This is a genomic window from Fictibacillus gelatini DSM 15865 (assembly GCF_000430745.1).
Lineage (GTDB): Bacteria > Bacillota > Bacilli > Bacillales > Fictibacillaceae > Fictibacillus_A > Fictibacillus_A gelatini.
In genome coordinates, this window is the sequence record NZ_AUMP01000007.1 from 131437 (window position 1) to 148828 (window position 17392).

The following is a 17392-nucleotide window of genomic DNA, read 5'->3' on the forward strand; positions in this document are numbered from 1 at the left end:
GCAAAACTATTCCCTCCTGGCGGCTGGCATTTTAAACGAAGGATGTTGAAAATTTTTTTGCAAAAAATGACGTTGCTCATCTTCAAATAGCTTGTTGTTTTCAACCGTGTTCACATACGCATCGTAAATCGCAAAACCGTAAACGGATGGCATAAATAAAAACCATTCTTTACTTAAAATAGCTGTAGATTTCCCGATGTCACCGGACACAAGGAGATGAACAGCCTCTAAAAAATGCGACAAATAAACAAGGGCGATCCACCAGATTAAAAGGAAAAAGCTAACGCCGATGCGGTGAATATAAAGTTGGCCCAACCCGGGCATAAATAACGTCCAAAAAACTGCGATTCTCGGGTTTCGCTTATCCAAATAATTGATCTCTAAAGGATGAATAACAAATGATTGAAAATCGGCATCTTCACGATTGGCGGCTAAATAAATTTTATTTGTATCGATTGTTGTCCGATAGCTGTCCCATATGGCAAAAACATAAACCGGAATATATAACAGCAACCATCGATGATCGATCACCTCTTTCGCTTTATCGAATTTGCCTGTAAATGAATAGACGATAGCCTGATTAAGATGCGATTGGGTATTGATGACAAATTCCCAAATAAACAAGGCAAATCCGCGCAAGTATTTAGAAAGAAGAAGATGGCCGAATCCCGGAAAAGCCGCTGACCACCAGGCGACGATATAAGGGTTTCTTAAATGTAGCTGTGTCGTTCCGAGAATGCTGACATACGCTTTTTGCCGTCTTGATTGATTCAACCACTGTACGTTTTTCAATGGAAAATATCTCCTTTCTGTTATTGTAAGTATTCCCAAATTGGTGAAAGAAAATGAGAATTGAAATCGGATACGGGATAAATGAAAGGAGATTTGCAAAACTTAATAAATGTCATTAATTACAGAAGAAGGGGATAATGAAGATGGCTCAACGAAATGAACAAGAGAGAAAGCAACAATTCCAGCAAGCTATTCAAGCTTCCGAAGAGGCAAGGCAAGCCGCCAGCCAGGCCCTGGCCAATACGTCCAATCCTCAGCAATATCCATATGCGCAGAAGCAGCTTAAGCAAGCGCAACTACAAATCGAGCAGTTGCAATCTGAATCGGGGACCGGTGTTTCTTATGAAGAGCTACAGCAATTACAGCAAGCGGGTCATCAACTGGAGCAGGCGGGGCAACAACTCCAACAAGGAATTGCGACTGGACCAGATACGAATTCGCAATAGAAATCAAAACGTAAACGCTCCCTTTTCGGGGGCTTTTGTTTTTTTAGCCGCAAAATTTTTTGCAAAACGGAAGCTACTTTTTCTCTTCCACAATTCCTGCCTCTACAAGATTGATATCCAGTTTAAAATCAATTGGAATCGTTGGATAGCGTTTCTCCCACGCTGCAAAGTTAAAGTTTCTCGTTTGGCTTCTTGCTTGATCTGCAATTCCTAGCGGGTCGATCCTCTCATGTTGAAACCGGCGCAAAAGCTTTTTTGCTTTTCCATTAATCAGCTTTCGTGTTCTTTCCTCTACGCTTTCTTTTTTCTTAACATTTAAACTAATTCCTTCCGATTCGTTAATCAAGCCCATCAATTTCACGGTAATCGTTACTTTTGGATTGGTGTTTCCGTTGATTACGTGATAGTTTACTTTTGATGAAATATTTTCAATGTTGATATATTTATTTTTCCCTATCCTCGCTTCGAAAGATCCTTTTTTAAAATTTTCAAACAGTAGTTTGAAGATGAATGCTTCTTCATAGTTAATATCATCAACATACTTACCATTTGAGAAAAGGGCTATCCCTTTAATTTTTATTAATCCATCCTTTAGCTCAAGCAAAGGCATAAACGGGTCTAATCCTTTGCCATACAAATGGTAAAGGAAAGAATGGAGATCAGAATTAGGGATGTTTTCTTTTTGGTTTTGCTCGATTAAGTCCAATATGTATTTGGCAGGAATTTGATTTACAGGTGTTTGAAGTTCCAACATTTCTTTTGCTTCCCCCTTTACAACAGCAAGCGGGATGTCCCGGCCGATATCGGCATTACGCTGAAGGCCATCGATAAACTGAAGGATGCCCCGCTTTGCCAATTTCTCACTGAATAATGCGACTCCTACGCGGCCCACCGCTAATGGCCTTGGTGACTCAGATTGCAACACATGTAACACGTTTTGACTCGTAAAGGATTCAGCTGTAAATGTAACATTTTTTGGCATGGCTTGCTCCTGGTTTTTCGGTGTGATCGTAGAGGCAACCGTTGCTTTTACACGGTGTTTCCCTAATGGCCTGTACTAATTGAAGATCTTCAATGATTTTAGGTTCTGCCGTACAGCCACTTAAGCAAACAAGAAAGGCTAAAAAGGTAATCCATTTATTTCTCATGACTTCTTTTTCCTCACTTTATAAATGATCCATTGAACAACAAATAGGGCCGGGATATAAAAATAAACCGTGTAAAACCCTGCTGTTGATGTAATGGTATTTAACCAATCGATATTGGGCCGGCCTTCGATAAAAGAGCAGGCAAATGCGGCTGCTATGATAATACAGATTAAACTGTACCGTTGATTGAAATGAAACAATTGCTTCATCCCCCGGCTTGTCGCCCAGAGAGCCAGGCAAATGTTGGGCAGCACGGCAAATAGCCAGAGGGCGATGCCTGCATATTCAAACCGTTCCATAAACGGAAAGTCAACAATTTTCCAGAGGGTTAATGTTGCCCAGATCGTTCGGGCCAATTCTTCTTCATTGTAATAAAGAAAGGTTGTGATGGCTGTTAAAAGATAGATGAGAATAGAAAATAAGTTTCCAAAATGGGCCCATTTTATTGCTTTTTCCGGTGTCTTCAGAAATGGGTAATACATAAGAAGGGTTTCAAATCCAAGATACTCCAACGCCATCGCTTTCGCCGCCGTTAAGTAAGAGGAAAAAGGATGATCAAATAATGGACGTAAATTTAGATATGGGATTCTGTCAATGGAAATATTTTCAATAAAAGCGAGGGGAAGGTATAGATGATCCCTAAAAAGCAAATCCCCGTTACGGTCCGAAAACCCCCTGAAACGTAACAATATCCGAGAATCAGGAGAAAGGACGAAAGAACCCATGTGTACATATGTGGAAACATCCATACTTGAATGACTTCGACATATGTTCGGACAAGGGTTACAACAAAACAAAAAAAATAAATGACAAAATAAAAACTGAACATTCCTCCCATCCATTTACCGAACAACTCTTTTTGGATGCCAATAATATCATTCTTTCCTTTCATTAAAATGCGAAAGCAAAACCAGATGATCACGTTGATCGATAGCCCGGCGATGATAATGGCGACCCATGCATCATGACCGGCTGATTGGGCAATATACCGTTCAAATCCAAGGATGCCGACCCCGATCTGGATCTTATGGATAAGAAAAAAAGCAAAATAAGGGGAAACTTTTTTGGAGTCGTCTGGTAACATAGAACCACCTATTTTCTGTCTAAAATTCATCAATGTCTTTTTGTGACGCCCATTTTACAATAAAATTCGCCTGCTGTTTCGTTTCCTCTTTCTTTTCATCACGGAAACGGATCGGATTTTCAGGACGTAGTTGCTTCGGCCGGGTTTTCTGCATTGAAAATGGGAGACGAATTAACCCATCTTTAAGATCTTTCAGCCTTAGTGGATAGACGGGTTCAATATACGGATTTCCAAGTGACGTTAAGCGAAGCAAGTGGGAAACGAAAAAAGCAAAACATCGATACGCCAAGAAGTCCCCAAAACTGCGCAAAAAGTAGAAAGGGGAAGCGGATCGCCCGGATGGTAAAACTGACTTGATAGACCGGTGTCGTAAAAGACGCAAGGGCTGAAAGGGCAACAATGATCAACAAAACATTACTTGTAATTCCGGCCTGTACTGCTGCCGTCCCAATGACGATACCGCCAACGATACCGATCGTTTGGCCGACTTTTGTCGGTAGCCTGGCTCCCGCTTCCCTCAGTAGCTCAATGGTTAATTCCAAAACAATCGTTTCCAAAATCGGCGGAAACGGGATTCCGCTTCTTGAAGCAATCAATGTATCCAATAGTTTATCTGGAATCATTTGATAATGATGGGTCAGAACCGCGACATATAAAGGCGTTGCTATAACAGAAAGAGTGACCGCAAGCAAGCGCATCAAGCGAACGGCGGAAGCGATATGCCAGGTTAAAAATAATCTTCCGTTGATGAAAAAAACTCAATAAGCGTCGTTGGACCGTAAAAAACCTGTGGGGAACCGTCTACCATAACGGCGATTTTTCCCTCGGCCAATACACTGGCGATACGATCGGGCCGTTCTGTGTCCACCAATTGTGGAAAAGGCGAATTTTTATTGTCAACAATCATTTGTCTAATAAATGAGCTGTCAACAATTTGATCGTATTGAACATCCTGGATTCGCTGAACGATTGTATTGACATTTTGCTCGTTTGCAATTCCATTAATATATAAAACGGCAACTTTCGTTTTTGTCAGAGAGCCGATATTCAATTCCTTCATTTGTAATTCAGGAATCGGAAGCCGTTTGCGGACCATGTTTAAATTCGTATCAAGCGCTTCAACAAACGCTTCTTTAGGACCAAGAACACTATACTCCACTTCTGGAATGGTTACTTGCCTGTTCGCTTTCGCCGGGGCAGGAACGAGCACGCATACATTGTCGTCCGGTCTTACTTGAATCATCACGAACCCCGTCATTAAGCTCTCTTGTATTTTTTGAACATCACTTGTGATTTCAATCTCTTCTATTGGCAAATTAGTTTTTAAATCTTCAAGCGATTGAAACGGCCTCTCCGATAACCGGAGTAAAATATGATTTTGCACCGTGTCGGGATTGACTAATGTTTTAAAGTAAGAGACTTGATAAGGGCACTCTTCAGATTGCTTGAACGAGACAAAATCAGCGGACATTTTGCATTTCATCAGCATTTGATCTAACGACTGCACCGTTCCAGTAGCCTGCTTATGTGGATCTTGATTAGTTCTAGTTAACCATCTTTTCAAAAATAGCCCTCCATACTACTTCAATGTACTGGCGGATAAACGCTTTCTTTTTTTTATCATCTTTAATATAAACAACAATGGAATATAAACAAAGGTTACGAAAAAAGCGACATAAGAAGAAATGGTACTAAGATTGTTAATCATTTCTCTTCTTTCCATTGTGCAAGTTAATATGAATGTTAAAACACAAAGAACAATAAGCGCTTTATCCTGCCGGACGGAAAATAATTGCTTGCACCCGCGGCTTATGACCCAGATGGCGAGACAAACATTCGGCATAATGACGATCAAATAGGTGGCAATGGCCGCATATTCGAAACGTTCAATAAAGGGCAATTGCACCATCGTTGTCATCGTCAGCGTCGCCCAGATCGTTTTAGCCAGTTGTTGTTGGCTAAAAAAAACGATGCTGACGGTCATGACGAATAAGTAAATGAGCGTGGACATTAACGCCCCCAGTTGCGCCCATTTTTGTGATTTCTCACGTTTCTTAATAAGGGGGTAAAACATTAATAATGTCTCAAAGCCGGCAAACGTCAAGCCCGTCTGTTTGATCGGAGTTAAAATATCTTTTATTGAATAATTAAACAAAGGCAGCAAATTGTTAAAATGGGCAAACCGGAGCGGGAAAGCAAGACATATGATCAAGAAGAACGGAATGATCACCCCGAAAAAACAAACTCCTGTTACGACTCGAAAGCCCCCGGAAACGACGTAATAGATAATGATAACGAAAATAATCGCCAACCACCATGTTTTTAATTCCGGGAAAATCCAAACTTGAATGATTTCGATATAGGATCGAATAAGCGTGAACGATAGCAGTAAAAAGTACGCCATATAAAGAATCGATATCAATCCCCCGGCCCATTTTCCTAATAGCGCTTTGTGGATCTCAATTAAATCCGCCCCATTATGTTTCTCTAAAATTTGATATATAAGAAAAATCGTAATATGAACGATAATGCCATAAATAATAATTGTAAATACAGCGTCATTTCCAGCTGTCTTTGTTAAAAAACGCTGAAATCCCAGCATCCCGATGCCTACCTGTATGGCGTGAATGAGAAATAAAGTCAAAAAAGGTGAAACTAATGCGGCTTCTTTCACGGAAGTTTTCATAAATCTACTCCTTGAACAAGGTTTCCTACCATTAGTTGTTGCCGATAACACAAGAATGTATGAATTTATTTTTTGTGAATAGTCTTCGGAGAAAAGATAGAAAATAGGCAAATAAAGATGCGTTAGGCAGGCCAATTTAGAGGGTGAAGCTATGTTCCGTTTTTTATTGAAAGGCAAGAAAAAAGAGCAAAAGCCGGAAAATGATAAGGTCAATGAAACTCAGCACAAAGACTTTCAATCATTAAAACAACATATGAGCGAGTCGAATGATTTCGTGGATACCGCTCTTAATGAGAATTTTTTATGGATGTCCTATTTTCAATCGCTAGTGCAAATGCAATCGTTGCATGAACATATTATCAGGCCGTTAAAAGAAAATATGCAAAATATCAAAAAGATCGAGGACATTGCCGATTTTTTGGGATTGGACAATATTGAGTTTTGCGATGATGTTTGCGAGATTGAAGAAAAATTGATGAAAGGCTATGTCATTTTTCGCTTGAGGGAATTTGATAGCCATTTCGGCCTTGTCTTTTTGTTAAATGACAAAAGCGGCCAGCGGGAAAATTCCGATACCGAAACGGAATTCAGCGTCATGGGACCAAAAGCCGGGTTCGTTGAAAATATCGACATTAACACCAATATTTTGAGAAGGCTGCTGCCTACGTCGAAATTGATTTTAAAAGAAGAGACGATAGGGACGATTTCGAAAACAAAGGTGATTATTGCTTATTTAGAAGGGGTGGCGAATCCGCAAAATGTGAACACCATCACCCAGCGAATAAAAGAAATCAACTATGACGTTATTGGTGATATTTCGCTGATCGAACAAGTAATTTCTGATAATTCGAAGTCCATTTTCCCCCTTTTTATGACAACGGAGAGGCCAGACCGTGCAGTCGTAGATATTGCAAACGGTGCGATCGCCGTCTTGTGCAACGGATCTCCAGCTGTTTTAACAGCGCCTTCTTCCCTCAGGCAATTTTTAGTAAGCCCGGAAGACTATTATTTGCCATGGGTAGTCGGCTCTCTTTTTCGGATGATCCGCATTTTCGGGGTAGCGTTTTCCATTTTTGCGACGCCTTTTTATGTTGCGATTTTAACGTATCATTATCAAATGATTCCAAAGGACTTATTAGGTCCATTGATTTCCTCACGGTCAAACGTACCTTTTCCGCCGATTATAGAAGCACTGTTTTTGGAAATCACAATTGAGCTTCTTCGCGAGGCGGGCGCGCGGCTTCCGACAAAAGTCGGCCAAACGCTCGGTATCGTTGGCGGTATCGTCATCGGGCAGGCTGCTGTAGAAGCGGCATTAACGAGTAATATCCTGCTAATTCTCGTCGCTTTGTCAGCCCTGGCTTCCTTCACGTCGCCGATTTATAAAATGAATAACACGCTTCGCTTTTTGCGGTTCCCGTTTATTTTGTTTGCCGCACTTTTCGGAATGGTAGGAATCAGCATCTGTCTCTGGTTTACGCTCATCCATTTAATCCGGTTGACATCCCTTGGGACACCGTACCTGGTTCCCTTTTATCCGCCAAGGAAATCATTTTGGGGTGACACTTTCGTACGCGACCCGTATTCAAAAATGATTAAAACCGTTGATTATTACCGGCCCGGGTCGATTTTCCGCGTGAAAGGAAAAAATGTGAAAGAAAAGAAAGATATCGATGAATAACAAAAAAACAAGCATACGGAGGCGTAATGTGTTGCGGTTATTACGTATAGTCGTTCCGATCTTTCTACTGCTTACAGGCTGCGCATTGCAGCAAAAAACGATCGATGATATTCAGCTCATTCAAGTGTTAGGCTACGATTGGAAGGATGGCGAATATAGAGGGACGGCCATTTTTCCAATGTATTCACCTGATAAACAGGAAACGTTCAGGTTGCTCACGTCTTCTTCAAAAACCGGAAGGGAAATATTGGCAATCATGAACAATAAATCAGACAAGCCGATCGAAGTTGGCCAGATGCGGACCCTTCTCATTGGCGAAGCTCTTGCGGAAAAAGGGATCTCTACTTTAATGTCAACGCTTTACCGAAATTCGAATGTCGGGAACATGACGAAAATCGCAGTTGTGGAAGATGCCGAACATATGCTGATCGAGCGTTGGAAAAAGAAAAGCAGTGTTGATTTATATATTTCAAACATTCTCCGGCAAAACGAAGATACGGAAAATTTGCCGATTACAAATTTGCACACATTTACGTACCAAATGTGGGACTGGGGAGAAGATCCTTACCTGCCGTATTTAACGATGGACGAACAGGCGGTTAAAGTAGATGGATTAGCCCTCTTTGACCATGACAAATTGGTAACGAAAATTGATGAAAGAGATACCTTTATCTTCATGCTCTTAAATAAAGGTTCCGAAGAGGGAATCTATGAATCCAGCTTCAGCGCGAGGGGGAAGAAGGGGAATGTTGTCATTCATGATATCGCGACAAAGAAAATCATGAAGTTGCAAAAAGAAGGTGAGCATCGGAAAATTACCATTCATTTAAAAATAAAAGGAGAAATAAAAGAGTATCCAACCTGGTTTGATCTTCAAAAAGATGTTGGGGTTCTTGAAAAAAACGTTGAAAAACATATTAGCAACCATGCGATGGAATTGCTTACCTTTTTTCAAAAAAAGAATATTGATCCGTTAGGGTTTGGCAGTTATTTAGATAGCAAAATAAGACATTATGATGAAAAACAATATAAAAAAGATTATCAAAACTTAACATTTGACGTGAAAACCGATGTCGATATTTTTCATTCTGGTGTGATTGAGTAAAAATATGCCACAAAAGGAAATGCTAAATTTTGTTCGATTAGACAGTGAATGAAAATGGAAAGCGAAGTGGGACAATTTATGGGATTTTTCAAGAAGAATAAAACGCGCCGTTTTTCGCGAGGGCCGGATAACTTAGATGCGGAGCAAAGAAACAAAAACGATCAATTAAAAACGAGTCTTGCGGAAAATATGATGTACATAAAAAATACGTTAGGCAACAGTGATGACGTCCAGACGAGACAATTTGAAATCGGAAAAGGGTTAACGATTAAATGTGCTGTCATTTATATGAAAGGCTTAACTGATGAAGCGGCAATCCAGGATTTCGTATTAAAAACCCTTATGACAGAAGTGAAAAATACGGATCTTGAGCAAAAAATAGTCGAAGGTCCGCAATTATTTGACGTACTTAAAAATTTAGCGGTCACCATAAGCGACATTCAAGATATAACGGATTATCAAAAATTGTTTGAAGGCCTTTTATTAGGAAATGTCATTTATTTAATAGATGGACAGGATAAAGGAATGTCTTTTGGGGTTAATAAATGGGATGAGCGGCAAGTGTCCGAGCCGATTGCCCAATCAATCGTCAGGGGCCCGCAAGATGCTTTTAACGAAAATATTTTAACAAATATCGCTCTAGTTCGCAGACGAATTAAAAGCCCGGCTCTCTGGCTTGAAATGAAGAAAATCGGGAAGCTGACAAAAACGAGTGTCGCCGTCATGTACATGAAAGGGATTGCCAACGATAAAACCGTCGAAGAAGTACGCCAAAGGCTGAAACGTATTGATATCGACGGTGTTTTAGAAGGGGGAAATATTGAGGAATTAATCCGGGATGGGGGAAAAAGCCCGTTTCCGACCGTTTTCAATACGGAACGGCCCGATGTGATTGCAGCGGGGCTGATGGAAGGCCGTATAGCCATTTTTGTAGACGGAACCCCATTTAATCTTCTCGTTCCGGCTCTTTTTGTCCAATTCTTTCAGACACCAGAAGACTATTATAATCGCTCATACATGGGTAGTTTGATCCGGCTCCTTCGTTACGGTGCTTTTTTCATGGCCTTGCTTGCGCCATCCATTTATATCGCTCTGACGACCTTTCACCAGGAAATGATCCCGACTCCGCTTCTCTTAAGCCTGGCAGCGCAGCGTGAAGGCGTTCCCTTTCCTGCGTTCGTCGAAGCGGTTCTAATGGAAGTAACATTCGAGATTATCCGGGAAGCGGGCTTGCGCATGCCGAGGGCGATTGGACCGGCTGTTTCGATTGTTGGGACATTAGTCATCGGAACATCCGCTGTTGACGCAGGAATGGTGTCAGCAGGGATGGTCATTGTGGTTTCGATTACGGAGATCGCAAGTTTCGTTTTCCCTAATTATGAAATGGGGATCGCCGTGCGGATGATCCGTTTTTTGTTTATGGCGCTTGCTGCCTCTTTTGGCTTTTTCGGCATCTCTGTCGGGTTAATTGCACTTGTTCTTCATTTGTGCAGTTTGCGCTCATTCGGCGTCCCGTACATGTCACCGCTTGCTCCGTTTATTCCTGCTGACCAGAAAGATGCTCTTTTCCGTTTACCGAAGTGGAAAATGTCTAGCAGGCCGCGGCTGATTAACCAGGAAAACGTTGAAAGGGAACAAACGCCGCAACCGAGGCCGCCTCAGCCAAATGAAAATTGAGACAGGAGGCACGTTATGAAACGTTCAGTCATAAGTTGTGCGCTCATCATTTTTTGTCTTATGACAATGACCGGTTGCTGGGATCGTAAGGAGCTGAATGAACTGGCGATTGCCATGGGAATAGGGATTGATAAAGACGGAGATCAGTATGTCGTTACCGCCCAGGTCGTTAATCCTGGTGAGGTGGCTGCACAAAAAGGCGCCGCGGTTGGCCGGGCGCCAGTCATCACGTTCCAGGCGAAAGATAAGACAATTTATGAAGCCATTCGAAAAATAACGAAAGAGTCGCCGCGAAAGATTTATTCCTCCCATCTTCGTGTGCTCGTTATCGGTGAAGATTTGGCAAGAGAAGGAATTGGGCGGTCGCTCGACTTGCTTTCGAGAAACCAGGAACTCAGGACCGACTTTTATGTCATGATCGCAAAGGGAATGAAGGCAAGCGACGTGTTAAATGTGACAACTTCTTTAGAAAAAATCCCGTCAAACAAAATTTTTTATGCTTTGGAGACATCGGATAAAGTATACGGACCGACATACAAAGAGACATTGGATGATCTTATTTCCACTTTAGTCACCCATGGAAAACAGCCGGCTATTACCGGGGTCGTTCTCAAAGGAAATGAACATGAAGGAGCACCAATGGATAACGTTGCAAAGACCGACCCAGATGCGCGAATTAAAGTAGATGGGATTGCTATTTTCAAAAAGGATAAGTTAAAAGGATGGCTAAAGGAAGCCGCCAGTGCAGGTTATGTCATTACAACTGACCAATTGTCAAAAGGCATTATGCATGTGAAATGCCCAAAAGGCGGGAAAGCTGCAGTAGAAATTATTAATGCAAAAACGAAAATAAAAACAAAAGTCGTAAATGGACAACCAGAGGCGTTCGTGTACGTCCGTCAAGAAGGAAATGTCGGTGAAGTTGAATGCCACATCGATTTAACCAAACCGGAGTCCATTACCCAATTGGAAAAAGGGATAGAAAAAAGGAATGTAGAACTAGTCAAAACGTCGATTAAAGAAGTGAAACGAAAATATAAAATAGATAGCTTTGGATTCGGCGAGGCTGTTCATCGCTCAAATCCGGAGTATTGGAAGAAAGCACAAAAAAATTGGGATAAAATTTTCGTCCATATGCCTGTCCATGTAAAGGCTGAGATGAAAATACGAAGAGTAGGGACGATTGGAAATTCATTTATTGAAGAGATGAAGGAGTAATTTTAGATGTGGGCCATCTTAGGAATCATTGCAATTGCAGCATTCATGATCTGGTTTGAAGTGCCGCAATTAGCAAAAAAGAAGCTTAAAAAGGAAATGGTCGTATTTTTCACCCTTCTTTCTATCGGAGTTGGTTTAAGCATTGCGCAAAGCTTGCACGTTCACATTCCAAACCCGTTAGACTTGATTACTTTTATTTTCAAACCGGTGAGTGATGCTGTATTTGGTTTATTGGAATAGTAGGTGAAGGAATATGACGATTGCCCTGGTAATTTTCTGCTAATTAGCTATTGATGTTAGCCATTTGAAGTATTACAATAATAGTATAAAAACAATCGATATGGGGTAATGATCAATTGCCTTAATATCCTACTTTTATTTTTCGATATGTGATGAGACGGATTGCTGGTAGATCAAACTGCTTAGTAATTAGCCCATTATAAAATAGGCTGGGAAGTAAATAGTCTATTTTATAATGGGCTTTTTGAGCATTAAAGCAAAAATCATTTAAAGGATGAGGCATTGTATGAAACCAATCGTAGGAAAAAGAGAAATTCTTAAATTTACAAATGGAACAATCAAAGAGGCTGAGGATATCATTGTTACGGAGTTTCCCGTTACTGTGAAAATTAATGAACAAGAATTTGTTACGATGGTTTGTACACCAGAATACATTGAAGATATGGTTATCGGTTACCTGGCATCCGAAGGAATTATCCGGAGATATGAAGATATTAAAGAAATTTGGGTTCAGGAAAAAGAAGGATATGTGCATGTGAAAATCGATAGATTGAACCCTTATTACCGAAAAATTCAAAACAAGCGTTATATTACGTCCTGCTGTGGAATGAGCAGACAGGGGTTTGTCTTCGTCAATGATGCATTAACGGCTAAAAAAATGAATGAAATCCGGGTCAAAATCTCTCCAGATGACTGTCTTCGTTTAATGAATCGTTTACAAGATTCAGCCACCATTTTCCGAGACACAGGAGGAGTTCATAATGCGGCATTATGTGATGTAAATGGGTTTATGCTGAGCAGGATGGATATCGGGAGACATAATGCTTTGGATAAAATATACGGATATTGTTTGAAAAATAACATCTCGATTGCAAATAAAATCATTGTTTTTAGCGGTCGTATATCTTCTGAAATTTTATTAAAGGTAGCAAAAATTGGTTGTGAGATCGTTCTTTCTAAATCTGCTCCTACTGAATTAGCATTAAAGTTAGCCGAAGATTTAGGGATTACTACAGTTGGCTTTATTCGAAATCAATCATTCAATATTTACACACGTCCTGAACGAATTCAAACAGACAGTAAGTATTAGGATGAATCTAATCATTAGCCGGTTGCTCGACTTACAAGGGAGAGGGAAAAATGGAAAATGGTATATTAGATAGATGGCAACGCCCTTTAAGGGATCTTCGTTTATCTGTGACCGATCGTTGTAATTTCCGCTGCCGTTATTGCATGCCGGAAGAATTATTTGGTCCAGATTATCCATTTTTATCTTCTGATAAAATTTTATCTTTTGATGAAATGGAACGATTAACCCGTATATTTGTATCTTTAGGCGTCAAAAAAATACGCATTACAGGTGGAGAACCTTTATTGCGCAAGGATCTTCCAGAACTCATTCACCGTTTGAAATCCATTAAGGAAGTAGAAGATATCGCAATTACTACCAATGGATCGCTTCTTAAAAAGTTTGCCCCAGCGTTATTTAATGCAGGATTAAGACGGGTGACCGTTAGCCTTGATTCTTTAGAGGATCAACGGTTCAAAGAGCTAAATGGAAATAATAGCAAAGTCGCAACGGTTTTAGAAGGGATTCGGGCAGCTGCTAACGCAGGACTGAAAGTAAAAGTGAATATGGTTGTTCAAAAAGGGAAAAACGATCAAGATATCATTCCGATGGCGAAATATTTTAAAGAACGCGGGCATACTCTTCGCTTTATCGAGTATATGGATGTTGGGAATTCCAATGGCTGGACAATGGCAGAAGTCATGACGAAACAAGAGATTTTAAATGAAATTGAAAAAATCATGCCACTCGAACAAATCGAGCCCAATTACCCTGGAGAGGTAGCGACTAGATACCGTTATATAGGAAGTGATCAAGAAATTGGGGTAATTTCATCTGTTACCGATTCTTTTTGTTCAACTTGTTCAAGGGCGCGGGTTTCTGCCGAAGGGAAATTGTATACATGTTTATTTGCAGCAAAAGGGTATGATCTTCGCCAATTGCTTCGGTCAGGGGAATCGGATAATGTGATCGCCAATAAAATCATTGAGATTTGGAATCATCGAGTAGACCGCTATTCTGATGAACGAGCAAGTGTTAATCATTCAATCAACCGATCCAAAGTAGAGATGTCTCATATTGGCGGTTAACATGATTCAATGTAGGCATCAAAAATTAAGTGATTGAGGTTAAACGGGTAAAGGATTATAATAAAATTACAAAAGCAAATGAAAAGATCATTGATGACGGGGTAACTACAAATTGCCTTGACGTCCTGTTTTTTTCATTCATTATATATGGTGAGACGGATTGCTAGTAGGGTAATACTGCTCAGTTATTAGCCCGCCATAAAATAGACTTGTATTCAATGATTAAGTCTATTTTATGGCGGGCTTTTTGATTTTAAAAAAGGGAGAGATGAAAATGGGAGAAACCGTCCAAGTAAAAATCAATGGCCAGCAACATGAAGTGGAACAAGGGACTCGAATTCTTGATTATCTTCTGAAACAAGGAGTAGATCACCCACATATTTGTTATTCAGAAGTTCTGGGCCCCATTCAAACTTGCGATACGTGTATGTGTGAAGTCGATGGCAAAATTCTAAGAGCATGTTCGACAAAATTTGAAGAAGGCATGAATATTTTAACTTCATCAGAACGGGCCAAAAATGCACAAACAGAAGCAATGGACCGTATTTTAGAGAATCATTTACTGTATTGTACCGTTTGTGATAATAACAATGGAAATTGTCGTGTTCATAACACTGCTGAGCTGTTAGAAATTGAACATCAAACTCGTCCATTCCGGGAAAAAGGATATGAGGTGGATATGTCGCATCCTTTTTACAGATATGATCCTGATCAATGTATTCTTTGTGGACGTTGTGTGGAAGTATGCCAGGATTTACAAGTGAATGAGACCTTATCCATCGATTGGGAACGTGAAATTCCACGAGTAGTGTGGGATGATGGAAAGTCCATCAATGAATCTTCTTGTGTATCTTGCGGACAGTGTGCCACAGTTTGCCCATGTAACGCCTTAATGGAAAAATCAATGCTAGGTGAAGCTGGTCTTATGACCGCAATTCCAAAAGACTTGCTTAACCCTATGGTTGATCTAATTAAAAAAGTCGAACCGGATTATAAAACCATTTTTGCACTATCAGAAGTGGAAGCAGCCGCTCGCGATAAACGTACGAAAAAAACAAAAACAGTTTGTACATTTTGTGGTGTAGGATGTTCATTCGAAGTATGGACAAAAGGACGTAAAATCTTAAAAGTCGAACCAACTGAAAATAGTCCTGTAAATAGTGTCTCAACATGTGTGAAAGGGAAATTCGGATGGGACTTTGTAAATAGTGAACAACGCTTAACCACTCCTTTAATTCGAAAAGGAGATGCATTTGTTCCCGCTACCTGGGATGAAGCACTTACATTAATCGCAGAAAAAATGGGTTCCATTAAAGAAACGTACGGAGGAGAAGCGCTTGGCTTCGTAAGTTCATCGAAGACGACGAACGAAGAATCGTATCTTATGCAAAAATTGGCCCGGCAAGTGTTTGGAACGAACAACGTTGATAATTGTTCCCGCTACTGTCAAGCTCCTGCAACAGATGGTTTACTTGCCACCGTTGGATATGGCGGAGATTCAGGTACCATTCGAGATATTGAAAATGCGGGTCTCGTTATTACGGTAGGTGCGAATCCAACGGAAGGACATCCTGTTTTAGCGACACGGATAAAACGCGCGAAGAAATTACGTGGGCAAAAGTTGATTGTATCAGATCTCCGTAAGCATGAACTGGCAGAGCGCTCTGATTTATTTTTACATCCCAAACAAGGAACGGACTTCGTTTGGCTAACGGCTATTGCAAAATATATGATTGACCAGGGCTGGCACAATGAAGTGTTCATTAAATCCCGTGTAAATAACTACAAAGAGTACTTGAAACTCCTTGAGAAATATACACTTGACTATGCAGTTGAAGTGACTGGGCTTTCAAAAGAGCAACTAATGAAGACAGCTAAAATGATTCATGAAGCAGATGGGACATGTATTTTATGGGGAATGGGCGTTACTCAAAATGTCGCGGGTTCCCATACGTCGGGTGCAATCGTTAACCTTTTGCTCGTAACAGGTAATTTTGGCCGACCTGGAGCAGGAGCATTTCCGCTTCGTGGCCACAACAATGTACAAGGTTCCTGTGATATGGGAGCTTTGCCGCAATGGCTCCCGGGGAATCAAAGGTTAACAGACAATGCAGCACGGGCAAATTTTGAAAAAGCTTATGGCGTAAAAATCTCTGAAAAACCAGGACTTACGAATATTGATATGTTAAAAGCTGCTGAAGAAGGCAAACTGAAAGCCATGTATCTGATGGGGGAAGATATGGCCTGGGTAGATTCTAACGCCAATCATGTGCATGAAACGCTTAGCAAGTTAGAATTTTTTGTCGTACAAGATGTTTTCTTAACAAAAACGGCACAATTTGCGGATGTGGTGTTGCCAGCAGCTCCATCTCTTGAAAAAGATGGTACGTTCACCAATACAGAGCGGCGCATTCAACGCCTCTATCAAGTACTCGAGCCGCTTGGAGAATCAAAACCAGACTGGTGGATTATTCAGCAAATGGCTAAATATATGGGATTTGATTGGAACTATAAACATCCGAGCGAAATTATGGACGAAATTGCAAGTCTTTGCCCAACTTTTGCAGGGGTATCATACGAGAGGCTTGAAGGATGGAATAGTTTAATATGGCCAGTACAAAAAGATGGCACAGATGAGCCGCTTCTTTATACCAAACGATTTAACTTTCCTGATGGAAAAGCGAGATTTTCTCTTGCAGAATATGTTCCACCTCTTGAATTCACACAAGATTTCGATCTTACATTGAACAATGGGCGGCTATTAGAGCAATTTCATGAAGGAAATATGACGAATAAATCAAAAGGAATCCAGTATATACTGCCTGAAGTTTTCGTAGAAGTTTCACCTGAACTTGCCCGGGATCTGTAGAATCCGGTGATAGAATACTCAATAGTTCCGGTTGAAAATTCCCCACGTTTACCGGACAATCCCTCTGGGAGGGAGTTGTTCAAAATTATAACGAATGGGGAATTTTTTATGATCAAAGAAATGAAACAAAAAGGAATGTACATTACAGACATTGCTAATGAATTAGGGTGTGACAGAAAAACCGTCAGAAAGTGGCTTAATAAAGATGAGCTACCGGTATATAAAAGAAAACAACGTCCGAGTAAACTGGATCCTTATAAGGATTATATTCGCCAGCGAATGGATGAAG

The 17392-nt window shown here is 40.6% G+C and carries 11 protein-coding genes and 4 pseudogenes; 10 read left to right on the plus strand and 5 right to left on the minus strand.

What is annotated here, in order from left to right:
- Positions 1–6: 6 nt before the first annotated feature.
- Positions 7–792 carry a hypothetical protein gene (locus H538_RS0110945; protein WP_026677633.1) on the minus strand — a complete coding sequence of 262 codons (786 nt, stop codon included), beginning with the start codon at positions 790–792 and terminating at the stop codon, positions 7–9.
- A gap of 143 nt (positions 793–935) precedes the next feature.
- Between H538_RS0110945 and H538_RS23650 the strand changes: the two genes are divergently transcribed.
- Entirely contained in the window at positions 936–1238 is a 303-nt protein-coding gene (locus tag H538_RS23650; protein ID WP_051291436.1) for a hypothetical protein, read from the plus strand.
- A gap of 73 nt (positions 1239–1311) precedes the next feature.
- Here H538_RS23650 and H538_RS0110955 read toward each other — a convergent pair.
- The 4 genes and pseudogenes from H538_RS0110955 to H538_RS0110975 form a co-directional block, all read right to left on the minus strand.
- Positions 1312–2262: pseudogene (locus tag H538_RS0110955) on the minus strand (Ger(x)C family spore germination protein); the annotation flags it as partial.
- A gap of 120 nt (positions 2263–2382) precedes the next feature.
- Positions 2383–3500 (minus strand): annotated as a pseudogene (locus H538_RS27115) (GerAB/ArcD/ProY family transporter).
- Positions 3490–5034: pseudogene (locus tag H538_RS27120) on the minus strand (spore germination protein). Before H538_RS27120 ends, H538_RS27115 begins: the two co-directional pseudogenes overlap by 11 nt.
- A 15-nt stretch (positions 5035–5049) precedes the next feature.
- Complete coding sequence (locus H538_RS0110975) at positions 5050–6156, minus strand: GerAB/ArcD/ProY family transporter (protein WP_026677636.1); 1107 nt, start codon at positions 6154–6156, stop codon at positions 5050–5052.
- A gap of 151 nt (positions 6157–6307) precedes the next feature.
- Here H538_RS0110975 and H538_RS0110980 point away from each other — a divergent pair, with 151 nt between their 5' ends.
- The 9 genes and pseudogenes from H538_RS0110980 to H538_RS0111020 form a co-directional block, all read left to right on the plus strand.
- Positions 6308–7837 (plus strand): spore germination protein, encoded by a 1530-nt coding sequence (locus H538_RS0110980; protein WP_026677637.1) that lies wholly within the window; start codon positions 6308–6310, stop codon positions 7835–7837.
- A gap of 28 nt (positions 7838–7865) precedes the next feature.
- Positions 7866–8942 (plus strand): Ger(x)C family spore germination protein, encoded by a 1077-nt coding sequence (locus H538_RS0110985; protein ID WP_026677638.1) that lies wholly within the window; start codon positions 7866–7868, stop codon positions 8940–8942.
- Positions 8943–9020: 78 nt separating this feature from the next.
- Positions 9021–10619, plus strand: coding sequence for a spore germination protein (locus tag H538_RS0110990; RefSeq protein WP_026677639.1), 1599 nt, complete (start codon positions 9021–9023; stop codon positions 10617–10619).
- Positions 10620–10634: 15 nt separating this feature from the next.
- On the plus strand, positions 10635–11837 hold the full coding sequence (locus H538_RS0110995) for a Ger(x)C family spore germination protein (protein ID WP_026677640.1): 1203 nt from the start codon (positions 10635–10637) through the stop codon (positions 11835–11837).
- Positions 11838–11843: 6 nt separating this feature from the next.
- Positions 11844–12077, plus strand: coding sequence for a hypothetical protein (locus H538_RS0111000; protein WP_026677641.1), 234 nt, complete (start codon positions 11844–11846; stop codon positions 12075–12077).
- Positions 12078–12363: 286 nt separating this feature from the next.
- Positions 12364–13167, plus strand: coding sequence for a formate dehydrogenase accessory sulfurtransferase FdhD (fdhD, locus tag H538_RS0111005; protein ID WP_026677642.1), 804 nt, complete (start codon positions 12364–12366; stop codon positions 13165–13167).
- A 50-nt stretch (positions 13168–13217) separates the two neighbouring features.
- The gene (gene moaA, locus H538_RS0111010) at positions 13218–14234 is read left to right on the plus strand and encodes a GTP 3',8-cyclase MoaA (RefSeq protein ID WP_026677643.1); all 1017 of its coding nucleotides are present in this window, start codon (positions 13218–13220) and stop codon (positions 14232–14234) included.
- Between the two features lie 274 nt (positions 14235–14508).
- Positions 14509–17103, plus strand: a complete 2595-nt coding sequence (gene fdhF / locus H538_RS23665) for a formate dehydrogenase subunit alpha (RefSeq protein WP_035350601.1) — start codon at positions 14509–14511, stop codon at positions 17101–17103.
- An 84-nt stretch (positions 17104–17187) separates the two neighbouring features.
- Positions 17188–17392: pseudogene (locus H538_RS0111020) on the plus strand (helix-turn-helix domain-containing protein); the annotation flags it as partial.